Genomic DNA, 15,254 nt, shown 5'->3' with positions numbered 1-15,254 from the left:
ATGGACTTGATCTCGTACCTGCAGCATAGCTGGCCCACGCTGCTGAAAATGACCGGCGAGCACCTCGCGCTGGTGGGCTCGGCCGTGGGGCTGGCGATCCTGATCGGGGTGCCGCTGGGCATCGTGATCACGCGCTTCCGCGCGCTGGCCACGCCGCTGCTGGCGCTGGCGACGATCGTGCTGACGCTGCCGTCGATCGCGCTGTTCGGGCTGATGATTCCGATCTTCGCGCGCTTCGGCCATGCGCTGGGCTACGTGCCCGCGGTGACGGCGGTGTTCCTGTACTCGCTGCTGCCGATCATGCGCAACACCTACACCGCGCTGGCCAATGTCGACCCCGGCATCCAGGAAGCGGGCCGCGGCATCGGCATGACCACCTGGCAACGGATGCGGCTGGTGGACCTGCCGCTGGCGGTGCCGGTGATCCTCGGCGGCGTGCGTACCGCCGTGGTGATGAATATCGGGGTTGCCACCATTGCCGCCATCATCGGCGCCGGTGGCCTTGGGGTGCTGATCCTGCAGGCGATCAGCCAGAGCAACATGAGCAAGCTGGCCGTGGGCGCGGTCGTGGTCAGCCTGCTCGCCATCGTGGCGGACGCCTTCCTGCAGTGGTTGCAGCGGGTACTGACGCCAAAAGGAATCCGCATATGATCGAACTCGACCAACTCACCAAGTCTTTCCCGCAGAAAAACGGCGCTGAGGTGCGCGCGGTGGATGCCGTGTCGCTGACGGTGCCGCGCGGCGAGATCTGCGTCTTCCTGGGCCCGTCGGGCTGCGGCAAGACCACCACGCTGAAGATGATCAACCGGCTGATCGAGCCGACCTCGGGCACGGTGCGCATCGAAGGCGAGGACACGCGCGGCATCGACGGCGTGACCCTGCGCCGCAAGATCGGCTACGTGATCCAGCAGATCGGCCTGTTCCCCAACATGACCATCGAAGAAAACATCATGGTGGTGCCGCGCCTGCTGGGGTGGGGCAAGAAGCAATGCCGCGAGCGCGCGCGCGAGCTGATGGCGATGGTGCAGCTCGATCCCAACCTGATGCTCAGCCGCTATCCGCGCGAGCTCTCGGGCGGCCAGCAGCAGCGCATCGGCGTGATCCGGGCGCTGGCGGCCGATGCGCCGGTGCTGCTGATGGACGAGCCCTTCGGCGCGGTCGATCCCATTAACCGCGAGAGCATCCAGAACGAGTTCCTGCAGATGCAGCGCCAGCTCGGCAAGACCGTGATCATGGTCTCGCACGATATCGACGAAGCGATCAAGCTGGCCGACAAGGTAGCGGTGTTCCGCCGCGGCAAGCTGGTGCAGTTCGACCATCCCGACGCGCTGCTGGCGCATCCGGCCGATGAGTTCGTGCAGGCCTTCGTCGGCCACGACAACACGCTCAAGCGCCTGCTGCTGGTGCGTGCCGGCGACGCCGCCACCATGCCGCCGAGCTGCCGCCCCGACATGCCGCTGGCCGAAGCGCTGGGCGTGATGGACGATGCCGACGTGCGCCACCTGCCGGTGGTGGACGAGGCGCAGCGCGCGGTGGGCTACGTCGCGCGCCGCGATGCGCGCTCCGGCAAGGGCCAGTGCCGCGACGCGATGCGCCCGTTCGCGGTGACCGCGGCGTTCGACGAACACCTGCGCATCGTGCTGTCGCGCATGTACCAGCACAACACGAGCTGGCTGCCGGTGATGGATGCGGATGGCGGCTACCTGGGCGAAGTCACGCAGGAATCGATCGCCGGCTACCTGAGCTCGGGCCGCTCGCGCGGGCAGGCGGCGCTGATGCCGGCCGCAGCTGCCACGGCACCGCTGCGCGCAGCCGCCTGAGGCCAGCGCAGGAGGGCAGGGCAGTGCCGATCGCGCTATGCTTGACGCATGCTTCGCTACTGCCGTTCGCCGTTGTGCCTGGTCGTCGAAACCCGCTGGCTGATCCCGCGCGGGTTTGACGGCTTTACGCCCGGCCCGCTGATCCTGCTGCGCCCTGGCGCCAGCGATGCGCTGTTCGAGCATGAGAAGGTCCACGTGCGCCAGTTCTGGCGCAGCTGGGGTCTGATGGGTGTGCTGTACCTGGCCAGCCGGCGCTGGCGCCTGCGCTATGAAGTGGAGGCGTACCGCGAGCAGTTGCGGCACAGCCCGCCGGAGTCGGCGCACACGCTGGCGCGGTTTCTTGCCGGCAAGTACCGGCTGAAGATCTCCGAGGCCGAGGCGTACCGCCTGCTGACGGAAGGGCTGGACGATCCCGGCCAATGAAAACGGCCCGCACCGGTTGCCTGGTGCGGGCCGTTTTGCTGTCTGGCGGAAGCGGTGAGATTCGAACTCACGGATGGGTCACCCCATCGGCAGTTTTCAAGACTGCTGCCTTAAACCACTCGGCCACGCTTCCGTAAAAGTGCGGGCATTGTAGCGCGAAAGCGGAAGAGTCCCGTGCGCTGCTGCCTGCCGGCCTGATGGGCCAGGCCGCGCATTATACAAGGCCGGCGTGCAATTGAGGGAGGTCTTGCGATGCGGCATTGCAGCGTGCGTAAACTTCCTGCCACACCTGGGGCCGCGGCTGTCGGCGTCCGTCTGACATTGCGGAACCTTCACACGCCGGCATCGCTCATATTGTCGTGCCGGCGGACGCGGTGTGTGCCGCATTCCCGGCTTTCGCCTGGCAACAGAGGAGAACTCAAAATGCGAACCCATAGCAAGAAATGGCTGATCCTTCCGGCCGCCACCGCGGTGGCCATGCTGGCTGGTTGCGCCGCGCCGTATGGTGGCGGTTATGGCAACACTGGCTACAACGCCCCGCCTCCGGGGTACCAGACTCCCGCCTCATCGCAGGCTCCGGCCGGCGCGGTGTATTACGGCCGTGTTGAATCGATCGAGCCGATCACCACTACGCAGGGCAGCTCTGGCCTGCTGGGCACGGTCATCGGCGGTGCCGCGGGCGGCCTGCTGGGCCACCAGGTCGGCGGCGGACGCGGGCAGACCGCGGCCACCATCGGGGGTGCCGTGGTCGGCGCCGTGGCTGGTAATCAGATCGAGAAGCGCGCCGGCAGCAGTACGCAGACGGTGTATCGGGTGAATGTACGGCTGGATGATGGCCGTCTCGCTACCGTGACGCAGTCGAACCTTGGCAACCTGCAGGTGGGGATGCGGGCGCGGGTGGCGAATGATATGGCTACGCCGTACTGACGTGTTGGTCTGACGTTTGCCCAAATGTAGAGGGCTGCGCGGTGCGTGGCCCTTTTTTATGTCGTTGGTCGAGGGCTCGCGCTGTTGGGTGGCATGCTGTCGTTGTTCAGCCGCTGTCGACAACAACGAGAGCCGTCGAGCTACGACAACATGTCACCAGCCCCCAAGACCTCCCACTTCAATCCTTCAAAAACATCTCCTGCAGATCATTCAAAAACCGCCTCCCAAGCTCGGTAGGCCGAATGGTGGTCAGATCCGCTTCCAGCAGCCCCTTCTTTTCCGCCTCGCTCAGCTGCTTGCTGATCGTATGCAGCGGCAACCCGGTGTACTCATAAAAGCTCGACGCAGGCACACCGTCAGTCAGTCTCAGCGCATTGAGCATGAACTCGAACGGCAACTCATCCGCACCGACATCGCGCGCCTCCTGCACGGCATTGCCGGCCAGAGCCTGCGCCATATAGGTGGCCGGATGCTTGTGCCGCATCTGCCGCAACACACGATGCGGAAACGACAACTTGCCATGCGCACCCGCGCCAATGCCCAAGTAATCCCCGAAACGCCAGTAGTTGAGATTGTGGCGCGCCTCGCGATGGGGCTTGGCGTAGGCCGAGGTCTCATAGTGCCGATAGCCCGCTTCAGCCGTGCGCGCCTCGAGCAGATACTGCATCTCGTAAGCAACGTCATCGTCCGGCAGCGCCGGCGGAAACTTCGCGAACAGCGTGTTCGGCTCCAGCGTCAGGTGGTACAGCGACAGATGCGTGGTCCCGTACGACAGCGCGGCTTCGAGATCCTGCCTGCATTCGTCCAGCGTCTGGCCTGGCAGCGCATACATCAGGTCGAGATTGATATTGTCGAAGCTGGCCTGCGCGATCTCGATCGCCTTGCGCGCTTCCGCGCCGCCATGGATGCGGCCCAGCGCCTGCAGGTGGCGGTCGTTAAAGCTCTGGATCCCAATCGACAGCCGGTTGATGCCACTGGCACGATAGCTGGCGAACTTGTCCGCCTCGAACGTGCCGGGGTTGGCCTCCATCGTGATCTCGGCATCGGCATCGAGCGGCAGCAGCGCGCGGATATCCGACAGCAGCCGGTCCATGCCCGCGGCCGACAGCAGGCTCGGCGTGCCGCCGCCGATAAAGACCGTATGCACCGGCCGGCCCCATACCAGTGGCAGCGACTGCTCCAGGTCAGCGCGCAGCGCGTCCAGGTAGAGGTCTTCCGGAATTTCGTGGTTATCGGCGCCCGGCGCCGCATGCGAGTTGAAATCGCAATACGGGCACTTGCGCACGCACCACGGGATATGCACGTACAGCGACAGCGGCGGCGAGCCGGGCAGGTTGAGCTGCCCCGGTTTGAGCCAGAGCTGCTTGCTGTCCGCAGGCGTGGAGGGGGGCGCGGACGGCGCTGCGTTGCCGGCCGGTACGATCGGTATCATCGCCCTGCGCTCTGCGCGGCCTTACCGCCATGCTCGACCTGCAGCCGTGCCACCAGCGTGCGCAGCGCCTGCGCACGGTGGCTGACCGCGTTCTTTTCTTCGGGCGTCAGCTCGGCCGCGGTCTTGCCCTCGCCCGGCAGCAGGAAATGCGGGTCGTAGCCGAAGCCGCCCGCGCCGCGCGGCGCGTCGACGACTTCGCCGTGCCACAGCCCCTCGGCGATGATGGGGCAGGGGTCCTCGGCATGGCGCACCAACACCAGCACGCAGTAGTAGTGCGCATGGCGGTTCAGTTTGCCGGCGAGTTGGGACACCAGGTGGGCGTTGTTGGCCGTGTCCGATTTGGGCTTGCCCGCCATCTGCGCATAGCGCGCCGAATAGACGCCGGGCGCGCCGCCCAGCGCCTGCACGCAGATGCCGGAGTCGTCGGCGAGCGCGGGCAGGCCGGACAGGCGGCTGGCGTGGCGCGCCTTGGCCAGCGCGTTCTCGACGAACGTGACAAAGGGCTCTTCGGCCTCGGGGATGCCCAGGTCGCCCTGCGGCACCACGTCAAAGCCGAGCGGGGCCAGCAGCGTGCCGAATTCGCGCAGCTTGCCGGGGTTGTTGGAGGCCAGGACCAGGCGTTGCATCGCGATGCGCTCCTCAGGCCAGGCCGAGCGCTTGGCGCTGATGCTGCACCAGGCGCGCGATGCCGGCTTCGGCCAGGCGCGTCATGGCGTCCAGGTCGGCGCGGCTGAACGGCGCGCCCTCGGCGGTGCCCTGCACCTCGACAAAGCCGCCGCTGCCGGTCATCACCACGTTCATGTCGGTGTCGCAGCCGCTGTCCTCGGCGTAGTCCAGGTCCAGCACCGCCACGCCGTCGACCATGCCGACCGAGACCGCGGCCACGAAGTCGCGGATCGGGCTGGCAGCGATCAGGCCGTCGCGCAGCATCGTCGAAATCGCGTCATGCGCGGCGACAAAGGCGCCGGTGATGGCCGCGGTGCGGGTGCCGCCGTCGGCCTGCAGCACGTCGCAGTCCAGGTGCAGCGTGTATTCGCCCAGCGCCGCCAGGTCGAACACCGAGCGCAAGGCGCGGCCGATCAGGCGCTGGATCTCCTGGGTGCGGCCGGTCTGCTTGCCGCGCGCGGCTTCGCGGTCCGAGCGCGTGTGCGTGGCGCGGGGCAGCATGCCGTACTCGGCCGTGACCCAGCCTTCGCCGCTGCCCTTCTTGTGCGGCGGCACCTTGGCCAGCACGCTGGCGGTGCACAGCACCTTGGTATCGCCAAAGGCACACAGGACAGAGCCTTCGGCGTGGCGGGTGTAGTGGCGGGTAAGGCTGATGGAACGCAGCGCATCGGCTGCGCGGCCGCTGGGTCGCATGGGATGGTTTGTCCGAATCGGGGAGAGACCGCGATTCTAACGCCGCCAGCCCCTGCGCGCTGCATGGGCTGCATGCCTGCTGCCGTAGCGGCCGCGTCAGCGCATCAGGTTGCTGGTCTTGTCGATGGCGGCGCGGATCTCGGCGATCGAGCGCTCGATCTCTTCCTCGGACAGCAGGTCGCTTTCGGAACCGGTGCGCTCCAGGATCGACGTGGTGAAGGCGTTCAGCGGCAGCGTGTCGGTCATCACCGCATCCTGTCCGGTGGTGTTGCTGTCCAGCTCCCACATCATGGCGATGCCGGTGGTGTTGTCGGCGCCTTCGCCGGCGTTCTGCAGCGCCTGCTCGATGAGCGCCGGCACCGCCTGCACCACCGACAGCCGCGACAGCCGGTCGACCAGCACCGGTTCTTCCAGGCTGCCCCACAGGCCGTCGGAGCACAGCAGCGCCACGTCGCCAGGCTCCAGACGCACCGGGCCGCCCAGGTCGATCAGCGGCAGGTTGGGCGAGCCCAGGCAGTTGTAGAGCTTGTTGCGCTCAGGGTGGTTGGCCACCTGCATCGGCAGCACGCGTTCCTGCTGCAGCAGGTTTTCGATCTTGGAGTGGTCGCGCGTGCGCGTCAGGAGCTGGCCCTTGCGCAGCAGGTAGTAGCGCGAATCGCCGGCATGCGCCCAGTGGATCTGGCCATGCTGCACCAGGCAGCAGACCACGGTGGTGCGGGGCACGTCGGCCAGCTTGTTGGCTTCCGCGTAGCGGTGGATCTCGCGGTGCGCCAGCATGATGGTGTCCTGCAGGAACTCGGCAGGGTTGCGCACGGCGGGTCGCGCCTGGGCCTGGAACTGGCGCGCCAGCGTCTGCAGCGCCTGCTGCGCGGCGACCTCGCCGTGGGCATGGCCGCCCAGGCCGTCGGCCAGCACCATCAGCAGCGCGTCGCGGGTAAAGCAATAGCCCATGCGGTCCTGGTTGATACGGCGGCCGCCTTTCCGGCTTTCCTGGTAGACAGAGAATCGCATGTTGGCTCGTTGTGATTTATTCGACGCTGGCGCCGGGGCGGCGCAGCAGCGTGCGGAAGCGCGAGCCCGTCGCTGGCCGTTCGGCGGACGGGGCCGGGGCGGTCGCCGGCTGCTGCGCGGCCTGCTCGCCCAGCGCATTGGTCTGCTCGCGCAGTTCCTTCTGGAGCCGGAACACGCTCTGCGGGCGCTCGGACGGCGTCAGGCGCAGGCACCATTCGACCAGGTCGACCAGGCCGTTGGTGTAGCTGCTGCGCAGCCGCACGATCGCCTCGGCCATGCGGTCGTCCTTTTCGCGCTGGTTGGCTTCCTGCGGCGGCATGCCCGACATGCAGGCGTACAGCGTCGCGCCCAGGCTGTAGATGTCGGTCCACGGGCCGAGGTCGGTATGCTTGCCGTAGAGCTCCGGCGCGGCAAAGCCGGGCGTGTACATGGGCTGGAAGCGGGCCGCTTCCATGGTCAGCGTCTGCCGCGCGGCGCCGAAATCCAGCAGGATCGGGGATTCGTCCTCGCGCAGGTAGATATTGCCGGGCTTGATGTCCAGGTGCAGCAGCTTGTGGATATGCACCTCGCGCAGCCCGCTCATCAGCTCGTGGAACACCTTGCGGATGAAATGCTCGCGCAGCACCTTGGGCCGGGCCTGCTGCCGGGCCGCCAGGATATGCTCCTGCAGCGTCTTGCCCAGCTCGTAGTTCATCACCATGTAGACCGTGGCGTTCTCGCGGAAGAAGTTGACCACGCGCACCACGCTGGGATGGGAGATCCGGGCCAGCGAGCGGCCCTCCTCGAAGAAGTACTTCAGGCCCAGCCGGAATGCCGCGGCGTTTTCCTCGGGCACCACCGGGATCAGTTCGCCCGGGTTGCGCCGTGCCAGCGACGACGGCAGGTATTCCTTGATGGCGACCGGCGCTCCCTTTTCGTCGGTGGCCAGGTAGACGAAACTGAACCCCCCGCTGGCCAACTTCTTTACAATACGATAGTTGGACAACAGCGTGCCGACGGGCAGCGGTGCACTCTTTGGTTGTGTAGTGCCCTTGGACTCTGTCATGGGAATAGGGACCTGAATTGCCTCCGGATTGTCCGGGCTAATCGGTCACTTGTAAAGAACACAAATAAGGGCAAAGTTGCCCTCCTTTCAACGTTTTGAGAGCGCTCCCGGAATAAGGTGCGGGAGGCTCGGGGAGGGCGTCTCCGGGCCAGCCAGCGCCCCGGGCCGACTCCATTCACGAGAATATCCAATGATCCACAGCATGACAGGCTATGGCCTGGCGACGCGCCAGGCGCCATTGACCAACGCGCAGGGCGAGCCCAGCGGGCGCACTGCGTCCGTTTCGGTGGAATTCCGCACTGTCAATTCGCGTTTCCTTGACCTGTTGTTCCGGGCCCCGGAAGAGTGCCGCGCCTTTGAGCCGGCGCTGCGCGAGATGCTGATGGGCGAACTGTCGCGCGGCAAGCTGGAATGCCGCATCAACCTGCAGCGCACCGACGGCGGCGGCGCCACGCTGGCGCTCAACGACAACCTGCTGGCGCAGATCCGCGCGCTGGAAACCACGGTGGCCGCCACCTTCACCAGCGCCGGCACGCTGCGCATGGGCGAGATCCTGCGCTGGCCGGGCGTGCTGGTGGAGCCCGAGCTGTCGCAGGAAGCGCTGCGTGAAGCCGTGCTTGGCGCCGCGCGCGAGGCGCTGGATCAGCTGCTGGAAGCGCGCCGCCGCGAGGGCGATGCGCTCAAGGCCACGCTGATGGAGCGCATCGACGCCATGCTGGCGATCGTCGAGCGCCTGACGCCGACCATTCCGCAACTGATCGCGCACCACCAGGAAAAGCTGACCGAACGCCTGCAGGAAGCCTTCAACCTGGCCGCGCCGCAGGGCATGCCGTCGATGAGCCGCGACGAGATCGCCGAGCGCATCCGCCAGGAAGCCACCGTCTACGGCATCCGCATCGACATCGCCGAAGAGCTGTCGCGGCTGCAGGCGCACCTGAACGAGACCCGCCACATCCTGAAGAAGGGCGGCCAGGTCGGCAAGCGCCTGGACTTCATGATGCAGGAGCTCAACCGCGAGGCCAACACGCTCGGTTCCAAGGCCGCGGCCAAGGAACTGGCCGATGCCTCGATGGAGCTCAAGCTGCTGATCGAGCAGATGCGCGAGCAGGTCCAGAACCTCGAATAAAGACTGTCCCAGGAATCACCGAAGAATCATCATGAGCCCAACGTCCCAAACTGCGCCCCACACCGCCATCGACACCGTCTACCCCGGCAACCTCTTCATGGTGGTGGCGCCGTCCGGAGCCGGCAAGTCGACGCTGGTGAACGCGCTGCTGGCGCAGGACCCGGCCATCCGCCTGTCGATCTCGCACACCACGCGCGCCCCGCGCCCCGGCGAGCAGGACGGGCGCGAGTACCACTTTGTCAGCGTCGACGAGTTCCGCACCGCGCGCGACCGCGGCGACTTCCTGGAATGGGCCGAGGTGCACGGCAACTACTACGCCACCTCGCGCGTGTGGATCGAGCAGCAGATGGCGCTGGGCAACGACGTGCTGCTGGAAATCGACTGGCAGGGCGCGCAGCAGGTGCACCAGCGTTTCTCCAACGCGGTCGAGATCTTTATCCTGCCGCCGTCGCTGACCGCGCTGGAAGAGCGCCTGAAAAAGCGCGGCCAGGACGAGCCCAATGTGATCGTGCGCCGGCTGCTGGCGGCGGGCAGCGAGATGTCGCACGCGTCGGAGTCCGACTACGTGATCATCAACGAGGTGTTCGACGACGCGCTGGAGCAGCTGCGCAACGTGGTCAGCGCGACCCGTCTGCGGTTTTCTTCGCAAAAGGCGCGGCATACGGAGCTGTTTATCGAGCTCGGCATCCACTGAGCCGAGGCCGCACGAAAGGCACGCGCGCGCAGCGCCGCCGGCGTTTTCCGCCGCGTGCTGTAAAATAGCTTCCCAACACAAGGTTTTGTCCCAAGGTGGATTTGATATGGCGCGTATTACCGTCGAAGATTGTCTGAAACACATTCCGAACCGTTTCGAGCTCGCGCTGGCGGCCACGTACCGTGCGCGCCAGCTCGTGCAGGGCCACACGCCCAAGGTCGAAGCCAAGGACAAGCCGACCGTGGTGGCACTGCGCGAGATCGCGTCGGGCCAGGTCGGCATCGAGATGCTGAAAAAGGTCCCGACCTGATCGACCAGGCGGCCCATGGCTCATCCTTGCACCGTGCCAGCACGTATCCAACCGGATTACATGGGCCGCCGCCATGCCTTCGCCGCATCCGCCCTCCAAGCCTCCCACCCCGCCGTCGCCGACTGCCGTGGTGCCCGTGCGCACGCGTGGCAAGCCGGACGAGGGGCATGGCGAGCCGGCTCCGCCCACGGCGCGTAAGCGCACCATTCCGGGCCAGTCTTCCGTGAACGCGCGCACCGGCGCTCCCAATCTTCCCGATCCGCTCGGCGACGATGTCGTCGGCGAGCGCGCCGTCGCGCCCGCGCTGGCGCCGGGCAAGGCCAGGGGCACGGCCGTGCAGGACGAACTGGCCGCGGTGCAGGAAGCGACGCCGCCGGCAGCCGACAGCCTCTTTATCGATGCAGTGCTGGCGCAGTCATACCGGCACTTCTTCGGCCCGACCTCGCAGCCGGCGGTACCGCCGCGCCAGCAGGTCATTTCCATCACCCGGCTGATGGAAAAGCTCGCGTACCTGAAGGTGCCCGACCTGGCACGGGTGCGCGAAGCCTTCCAGTTTTCCGACGAGGCCCACCTGGGCCAGTACCGCCAGAGCGGCGAGCCCTACATCACCCATCCGGTGGCGGTGGCCGAGCTGTGCGCCGACTGGAAGCTGGACGTGCAGTCCATCATGGCGGCGCTGCTGCACGACGTGATGGAAGACCAGGGCATTACCAAGAGCGAACTGGCCGAGAAATTCGGTCCCAAGGTCGCCGAACTGGTCGATGGCCTGACCAAGCTGGACAAGCTCGAATTCCAGAGCCGCGAGCAGGCACAGGCGGAGAGCTTCCGCAAGATGCTGCTGGCGATGGCGCGCGACGTGCGCGTGATCCTGGTGAAGCTGGCCGACCGTACGCACAACATGCGCACGCTCGACTTCGTGCCGCCGGAGAAGCGCCGCCGCATCGCGGTGGAGACCATGGAGATCTATGCGCCGATCGCGCATCGTCTCGGTCTGAACACGATCTACCGCGAACTGCAGGAACTGTCGTTCAAGGTCGGCTCGCCGTTCCGCTACGCCACGCTCGAGAAAGCCGTCAAGGCCGCGCGTGGCAACCGGCGCGAGGTGGTCAGGCGCATCCTCGAGGCCGCGCAGAAGGGGCTGGCCGACGCCGGCATCGTGGCCGAGCTGTCCGGCCGCGAGAAGACGCTCTACAGCATCTACCGCAAGATGCACGACAAGCAGCTGTCGTTCTCGCAGGTGCTGGACGTGTACGGTTTCCGCGTGGTGGTGGAAACGCAGATGCATTGCTATATGGCGATGGGCGCGCTGCATGGGCTGTACAAGCCCATGCCGGGCAAGTTCAAGGACTACATCGCGATTCCGAAGATCAACGGCTACCAGTCGCTGCACACCACGCTGGTAGGTCCGTTCGGCACGCCGGTGGAATTCCAGATCCGCACGCGCGACATGCACCAGATCGCCGAGGCCGGCGTGGCCGCGCACTGGATGTACAAGCACCAGGCGGATCACGCCAACGACATCCAGCAGCAGGCGCACCAGTGGCTGCAGTCGCTGCTTGATATCCAGAGCCAGACCGGCGATTCGCAGGAGTTCCTGGAGCACGTCAAGATCGACCTGTTCCCCGACGCGGTCTACGTATTCACGCCCAAGGGCCATATCCGCGCGCTGCCGCGCGGCGCCACCGCGCTGGACTTCGCCTACGCGGTGCACAGCGACCTGGGCAACCAGTGCGTCGCGGTCAAGATCAACAACGAGATGCTGCCGCTGCGGACCGAGCTCAAGAGCGGCGATATCGTCGAGGTGGTGACGGCGCCGTACTCCAAGCCCAACCCGGCGTGGCTGTCGTTCGTGCGCACCGGCAAGGCGCGCGCGGCGATCCGTCATTACCTGAAGACCACCAAGCTCGACGAGGCGATCCAGCTTGGCGAGCGCCTGCTGGAACAGTCGGCGCGCCAGCTCGGGATCGAGCTGAAGGCGGTGCCGCAGTCGGTGTGGGACCGCATGATCCAGTGGACCGGCAACAAGCAGCGCGAGGACATCTTTGCCGACCTGGCGCTGGGCCGGCGCGTGCCGGCGGTGGTGGCCAAGCGCATGGAGATCCTGCTGCAGGAACTGTCCGGCGACGTCGACAGCGCGCTGCTGGCGGCGGTGCAGACCTTTGCCGGAGAAGAGGCGCCCGCGGTGCCGATCACCGGCGACGAAGGCATGTCGATGATCTTCTCGGCGTGCTGCCGCCCGATCCCGGGCGACTCCATCGTCGGCTACCTGGGCAAGGGCGAAGGGCTGCAGATCCATGTGCAGGACTGCAAGATCGCCAAGCGCCTGCACAGCAAGGATCCGGAGCACTGGATCGACGTGATGTGGGCCAAGAAGACCACGCGCGCCTTCGATGTGTCGATCAAGGTGATGGTGCGCAACGTCAAGGGCATCGTCGCGCGCGTCGCGGCCGACCTGACTGCCGCCGACGCCAACGTCGCGCACGTGGCGATGGAGCAGCAGGACGGCAGCCACCAGGAAGCCACCTATATGCAGTTCATCATCCAGGTGCAGAACCGCCTGCACCTGGCCAACGTGATGCGCGGGCTGCGCCGCAACCCCGACGTCATCCGCATCTTCCGCGACCGCAACGACGGCTGAGCGCTGCCCGGCGGCGCGTGCTTGATCAACGCTGCCCGGCGGCGCGTGATCACTCGCCGCCGCCTGCGGTGCTTCGGTGACTATTCGCCGCCGCGCGGCGACGGATAGCGAACTTCCAGGATCTCGATCTGCTCGACCCCGGCCGGCGTGCGCAACGCGACCGTGTCGCCTTCGCGCGCCTTGATCAGCGCCTTGGCGATCGGCGAGATCCAGCTCACGTGGTTATGCTCGAGGTCGACCTCGTCCATGCCGACGATGGTGATGGTGGTCTCTTCGCCGGCCTGGTTGGCGTAGGTGACGGTGGCGCCAAAGAAGATCTGGTCGTTGTCGCCCTGCAGGGACGGGTCGACCACTTCGGCCTTGTCGAGCCGGCGCGTCAGGAAGCGGATGCGGCGATCGATCTCGCGCAGGCGCTTCTTGCCGTACAGGTAGTCGCCATTCTCCGAGCGGTCGCCATTGGACGCCGCCCACGACACGATCTGCACCACGTCGGGCCGGTCGATGTCGATCAGCTGCATCAGTTCATTGCGCAGGCGGTTGTAGCCTTCGGCGGTGATGTAGTTCTTGGTGCCAGGAGGCAGCGGCGTTGCGCCTTCGGGGAGATCGTCGTCCTCGTCGCCAGACGACTCTTTGACAAATGCCTTGTTCATGGTCGGGATCACTTCTTCGGTCTGACATTATAGGAAAACGCCGCGCGCAGGCCCTGCCGGCAGGTCTCGGCTCAGGCCCCTGCGCAGGGCAATCGCAAAAAAATTCAGAAAAAGTTGGGAAGGGGCTTCCCAAAAAGAAAAACTCGGTTATAATCTTTTTCTCGCGTGCGGCTGTAGCTCAGTTGGATAGAGTACTTGGCTACGAACCAAGGGGTCGTGGGTTCGAATCCTGCCAGCCGCGCCACCTATGCAGAAAGAAAAGGGCTTCCGGAAACGGAAGCCCTTTTTGTTTCTCGCTTCCATTTGCTCTCCCGCTTTCCGTTCGTCTTCCGCATTCGCCTTCGGTTCCCTGCTGCGCGCCAACAGCGATTGCCGCGCCATGCCTTGCGATCGCGCGTATGGCCTCCTAGGCTCGAAGCACAACCACAACTTACTACGCTGGAGCAAAAGCGCATGGAACACGCAGACTGGCGCGTCGAGCAGTATCGCGGCATGGATGTCTACGTCCTGGTGTCGCCGCAAGGCGAGAGCAGTATCGGCCGATGGGGTTATGAAGTGCGGGTGTCGCAGGAAGGCGCGGACCCGGCCGATGCGGGCGATACCGAGCTGCTTGCCAGCGGCCCGCAGCAGTTCGCTACACGCCATGCGGCGGAAGTCGCTGCATTCGGCGCGGGCTATGCACTGGTCGATCGCTTGCTCGGGCCGCCGGTGCAGTGAACCCGCGCCGCGATGGCGAAGGGCGCGACGTTTTATATCATGTCGTGATCCATTGCCATGGCAAGGCGAAGAACTATTTCACACGCATGCGCAGATAATGCTTGCCATGTGCGCGTGAATCACCCATAATCCGTTTCCTTCAGACGCGGGGTGGAGCAGTCTGGCAGCTCGTCGGGCTCATAACCCGAAGGTCGCAGGTTCAAATCCTGCCCCCGCAACCAACGCCTTACATCAGTATTGCGCGGCATTCGCCGCAGTCCTTCAAGGCGTTGTCCTCAAGGCCGTCCGGCCTGAATCTCACTCACTGCTTCGATGTGAATCCGCGATGCGCCAATCGCTGCAGCATTCGTGCGTTCGCGCTATGCGCGTACCAGTTCTGCCGCGCGTTGGAACGTGTCGCGCACCAGCGGCTGGTCCTCGCGCTCGGCGGCCTCGGCACGTTCGCGCAGCCGCGTCGCCAGCACCGTCAACGTCCCCTGCGCCTGCGGGCCGCCCGCGGCCTGGCATTTGGTTACCGCTTCGCGCATCACCGCATCGAGCTCGCCGCTGACATCGGCACCGTCGAAGGCGCTGACCGAGAGGGCCGAAATACGTTCCAGGTAGAGATTGACCAGCGCTTCGTCGTGTAGCGGTTCGGGCATGTCTTCTCCTTGTCGGGGGACGGGAACACAGAAACCATTGTAGTGGCACCGCATGATCCGCGCATAAGCGCAGCCAGCGCCCGGCGCCGGATCACCGGCGGGGCGCTGCGGTCATTGCGGCAACCGTGCCGGCGTGACTATTCGTCGCGCCGCCGTCGCATCTGCAACTGTTCGATCGGGGAGGGCTGGATGCGCCGCCGCGCCGGACGCAGCGCGCGGTTCGGCCACAGCACGTAGTTGGTGTGCGGGTCCAGCGGCTTGCCGAAGTACGAGACCCAGACCTGGACGCCGTGCTCGGTTTCGGCAACGATGGCCGCGACGGCACGCGCCGCGGCGGAAGGGGACTTGAGCAGCTCGGCCAGGGCTTCGACGCCCTGCACGACATGGTGCTTCACCCCTGCAAACCATGCGTACTGACGCATGGCGGACAACAAACGCTTGGTCATGAACGCGACTCTGGT

17 protein-coding genes and 3 tRNA genes are annotated in these 15,254 nt (G+C 66.0%); 11 read left to right on the top strand and 9 right to left on the bottom strand.

Features of this window, described 5'->3' with window-relative positions; translation table 11 throughout:
• From AB1I47_RS05915 to AB1I47_RS05905, 3 genes are read left to right on the top strand one after another with little or no spacing between them, the layout of a single operon-like run.
• Positions 1–651: an ABC transporter permease gene (locus tag AB1I47_RS05915; protein ID WP_354682837.1), complete on the top strand. Its 651-nt coding sequence runs from the start codon at positions 1–3 to the stop codon at positions 649–651.
• Positions 648–1,820 carry an osmoprotectant ABC transporter ATP-binding protein OsmV gene (locus AB1I47_RS05910; protein ID WP_354682836.1) on the top strand — a complete coding sequence of 391 codons (1,173 nt, stop codon included), beginning with the start codon at positions 648–650 and terminating at the stop codon, positions 1,818–1,820. The genes AB1I47_RS05915 and AB1I47_RS05910 overlap by 4 nt, the downstream gene beginning before the upstream one ends.
• A gap of 48 nt (positions 1,821–1,868) precedes the next feature.
• On the top strand, positions 1,869–2,243 hold the full coding sequence (locus AB1I47_RS05905; RefSeq protein WP_354682835.1) for a hypothetical protein: 375 nt from the start codon (positions 1,869–1,871) through the stop codon (positions 2,241–2,243).
• Positions 2,244–2,286: 43 nt separating this feature from the next.
• Here AB1I47_RS05905 and AB1I47_RS05900 read toward each other — a convergent pair.
• A tRNA-Ser gene (locus AB1I47_RS05900) sits at positions 2,287–2,376 on the bottom strand.
• 290 nt (positions 2,377–2,666) lie between these two features.
• Here AB1I47_RS05900 and AB1I47_RS05895 point away from each other — a divergent pair.
• The gene (locus AB1I47_RS05895) at positions 2,667–3,170 is read left to right on the top strand and encodes an outer membrane lipoprotein (protein WP_354682834.1); all 504 of its coding nucleotides are present in this window, start codon (positions 2,667–2,669) and stop codon (positions 3,168–3,170) included.
• Between the two features lie 178 nt (positions 3,171–3,348).
• Here the strand turns inward: AB1I47_RS05895 and hemW are convergent, their stop codons facing one another.
• From hemW to AB1I47_RS05870, 5 genes are all read right to left on the bottom strand, one after another.
• A complete protein-coding gene (hemW, locus tag AB1I47_RS05890) occupies positions 3,349–4,602 on the bottom strand; it encodes a radical SAM family heme chaperone HemW (RefSeq protein ID WP_354682833.1) in 1,254 nt (417 codons plus the stop codon).
• The gene (gene rdgB / locus AB1I47_RS05885) at positions 4,599–5,228 is read right to left on the bottom strand and encodes an RdgB/HAM1 family non-canonical purine NTP pyrophosphatase (protein ID WP_354682832.1); all 630 of its coding nucleotides are present in this window, start codon (positions 5,226–5,228) and stop codon (positions 4,599–4,601) included. Before rdgB ends, hemW begins: the two co-directional genes overlap by 4 nt.
• Before the next feature lie 13 nt (positions 5,229–5,241).
• Positions 5,242–5,961 carry a ribonuclease PH gene (gene rph, locus AB1I47_RS05880; protein ID WP_354682831.1) on the bottom strand — a complete coding sequence of 240 codons (720 nt, stop codon included), beginning with the start codon at positions 5,959–5,961 and terminating at the stop codon, positions 5,242–5,244.
• A 96-nt stretch (positions 5,962–6,057) separates the two neighbouring features.
• Positions 6,058–6,972, bottom strand: a complete 915-nt coding sequence (locus tag AB1I47_RS05875; RefSeq protein ID WP_354682830.1) for a PP2C family protein-serine/threonine phosphatase — start codon at positions 6,970–6,972, stop codon at positions 6,058–6,060.
• Positions 6,973–6,988: 16 nt separating this feature from the next.
• The gene (locus tag AB1I47_RS05870; RefSeq protein WP_354682829.1) at positions 6,989–8,017 is read right to left on the bottom strand and encodes a serine/threonine protein kinase; all 1,029 of its coding nucleotides are present in this window, start codon (positions 8,015–8,017) and stop codon (positions 6,989–6,991) included.
• 190 nt (positions 8,018–8,207) lie between these two features.
• Between AB1I47_RS05870 and AB1I47_RS05865 the strand changes: the two genes are divergently transcribed.
• The 4 genes from AB1I47_RS05865 to AB1I47_RS05850 all read left to right on the top strand — a co-directional run bounded on the left by AB1I47_RS05865 (position 8,208) and on the right by AB1I47_RS05850 (position 12,785).
• Positions 8,208–9,143 (top strand): YicC/YloC family endoribonuclease, encoded by a 936-nt coding sequence (locus AB1I47_RS05865; protein ID WP_354682828.1) that lies wholly within the window; start codon positions 8,208–8,210, stop codon positions 9,141–9,143.
• Between the two features lie 31 nt (positions 9,144–9,174).
• Entirely contained in the window at positions 9,175–9,837 is a 663-nt protein-coding gene (gene gmk, locus AB1I47_RS05860; RefSeq protein ID WP_354682827.1) for a guanylate kinase, read from the top strand.
• 106 nt (positions 9,838–9,943) lie between these two features.
• Positions 9,944–10,147, top strand: a complete 204-nt coding sequence (rpoZ, locus tag AB1I47_RS05855) for a DNA-directed RNA polymerase subunit omega (protein ID WP_006578656.1) — start codon at positions 9,944–9,946, stop codon at positions 10,145–10,147.
• A 223-nt stretch (positions 10,148–10,370) separates the two neighbouring features.
• Complete coding sequence (locus AB1I47_RS05850) at positions 10,371–12,785, top strand: RelA/SpoT family protein (RefSeq protein ID WP_354682924.1); 2,415 nt, start codon at positions 10,371–10,373, stop codon at positions 12,783–12,785.
• Between the two features lie 80 nt (positions 12,786–12,865).
• Here the strand turns inward: AB1I47_RS05850 and greB are convergent, their stop codons facing one another.
• Entirely contained in the window at positions 12,866–13,435 is a 570-nt protein-coding gene (gene greB / locus AB1I47_RS05845; RefSeq protein ID WP_354682826.1) for a transcription elongation factor GreB, read from the bottom strand.
• A gap of 167 nt (positions 13,436–13,602) precedes the next feature.
• Between greB and AB1I47_RS05840 the strand changes: the two genes are divergently transcribed.
• The 3 genes from AB1I47_RS05840 (at position 13,603) to AB1I47_RS05830 (ending at position 14,373) form a co-directional block, all read left to right on the top strand.
• A tRNA-Arg gene (locus AB1I47_RS05840) sits at positions 13,603–13,679 on the top strand.
• A 209-nt stretch (positions 13,680–13,888) separates the two neighbouring features.
• Complete coding sequence (locus AB1I47_RS05835) at positions 13,889–14,152, top strand: hypothetical protein (protein WP_354682825.1); 264 nt, start codon at positions 13,889–13,891, stop codon at positions 14,150–14,152.
• A 144-nt stretch (positions 14,153–14,296) separates the two neighbouring features.
• Positions 14,297–14,373 (top strand) — tRNA-Met (locus AB1I47_RS05830).
• A 138-nt stretch (positions 14,374–14,511) separates the two neighbouring features.
• Here the strand turns inward: AB1I47_RS05830 and AB1I47_RS05825 are convergent.
• Positions 14,512–14,793, bottom strand: coding sequence for a hypothetical protein (locus tag AB1I47_RS05825; RefSeq protein ID WP_354682824.1), 282 nt, complete (start codon positions 14,791–14,793; stop codon positions 14,512–14,514).
• A gap of 137 nt (positions 14,794–14,930) precedes the next feature.
• Complete coding sequence (locus AB1I47_RS05820) at positions 14,931–15,239, bottom strand: hypothetical protein (protein WP_354682823.1); 309 nt, start codon at positions 15,237–15,239, stop codon at positions 14,931–14,933.
• Between the last annotated feature and the right edge of the window lie 15 nt (positions 15,240–15,254).

The organism is Cupriavidus necator, assembly GCF_040578825.1.
Classification (GTDB): Bacteria; Pseudomonadota; Gammaproteobacteria; order Burkholderiales; family Burkholderiaceae; genus Cupriavidus; species Cupriavidus necator_E.
Note: the sequence above shows the minus strand (reverse complement) of the source record. Positions and strands in the feature narration are given on the sequence as shown.

Bases quoted from the DNA above. Each gene is read 5' to 3' on its own strand.
- AB1I47_RS05875 (WP_354682830.1), bottom strand. From the start codon at position 6,972: ATGCGATTCTCTGTCTACCAGGAAAGCCGGAAAGGCGGCCGCCGTATC.
- AB1I47_RS05870 (WP_354682829.1), bottom strand. From the start codon at position 8,017: ATGACAGAGTCCAAGGGCACTACACAACCAAAGAGTGCACCGCTGCCC.
- greB (WP_354682826.1), bottom strand. From the start codon at position 13,435: ATGAACAAGGCATTTGTCAAAGAGTCGTCTGGCGACGAGGACGACGAT.
- AB1I47_RS05865 (WP_354682828.1), top strand. From the start codon at position 8,208: ATGATCCACAGCATGACAGGCTATGGCCTGGCGACGCGCCAGGCGCCA.
- rdgB (WP_354682832.1), bottom strand. From the start codon at position 5,228: ATGCAACGCCTGGTCCTGGCCTCCAACAACCCCGGCAAGCTGCGCGAA.
- AB1I47_RS05820 (WP_354682823.1), bottom strand. From the start codon at position 15,239: ATGACCAAGCGTTTGTTGTCCGCCATGCGTCAGTACGCATGGTTTGCA.
- AB1I47_RS05825 (WP_354682824.1), bottom strand. From the start codon at position 14,793: ATGCCCGAACCGCTACACGACGAAGCGCTGGTCAATCTCTACCTGGAA.
- hemW (WP_354682833.1), bottom strand. From the start codon at position 4,602: ATGATACCGATCGTACCGGCCGGCAACGCAGCGCCGTCCGCGCCCCCC.
- rph (WP_354682831.1), bottom strand. From the start codon at position 5,961: ATGCGACCCAGCGGCCGCGCAGCCGATGCGCTGCGTTCCATCAGCCTT.
- AB1I47_RS05835 (WP_354682825.1), top strand. From the start codon at position 13,889: ATGGAACACGCAGACTGGCGCGTCGAGCAGTATCGCGGCATGGATGTC.
- AB1I47_RS05895 (WP_354682834.1), top strand. From the start codon at position 2,667: ATGCGAACCCATAGCAAGAAATGGCTGATCCTTCCGGCCGCCACCGCG.
- AB1I47_RS05915 (WP_354682837.1), top strand. From the start codon at position 1: ATGGACTTGATCTCGTACCTGCAGCATAGCTGGCCCACGCTGCTGAAA.
- rpoZ (WP_006578656.1), top strand. From the start codon at position 9,944: ATGGCGCGTATTACCGTCGAAGATTGTCTGAAACACATTCCGAACCGT.
- AB1I47_RS05905 (WP_354682835.1), top strand. From the start codon at position 1,869: ATGCTTCGCTACTGCCGTTCGCCGTTGTGCCTGGTCGTCGAAACCCGC.
- gmk (WP_354682827.1), top strand. From the start codon at position 9,175: ATGAGCCCAACGTCCCAAACTGCGCCCCACACCGCCATCGACACCGTC.
- AB1I47_RS05910 (WP_354682836.1), top strand. From the start codon at position 648: ATGATCGAACTCGACCAACTCACCAAGTCTTTCCCGCAGAAAAACGGC.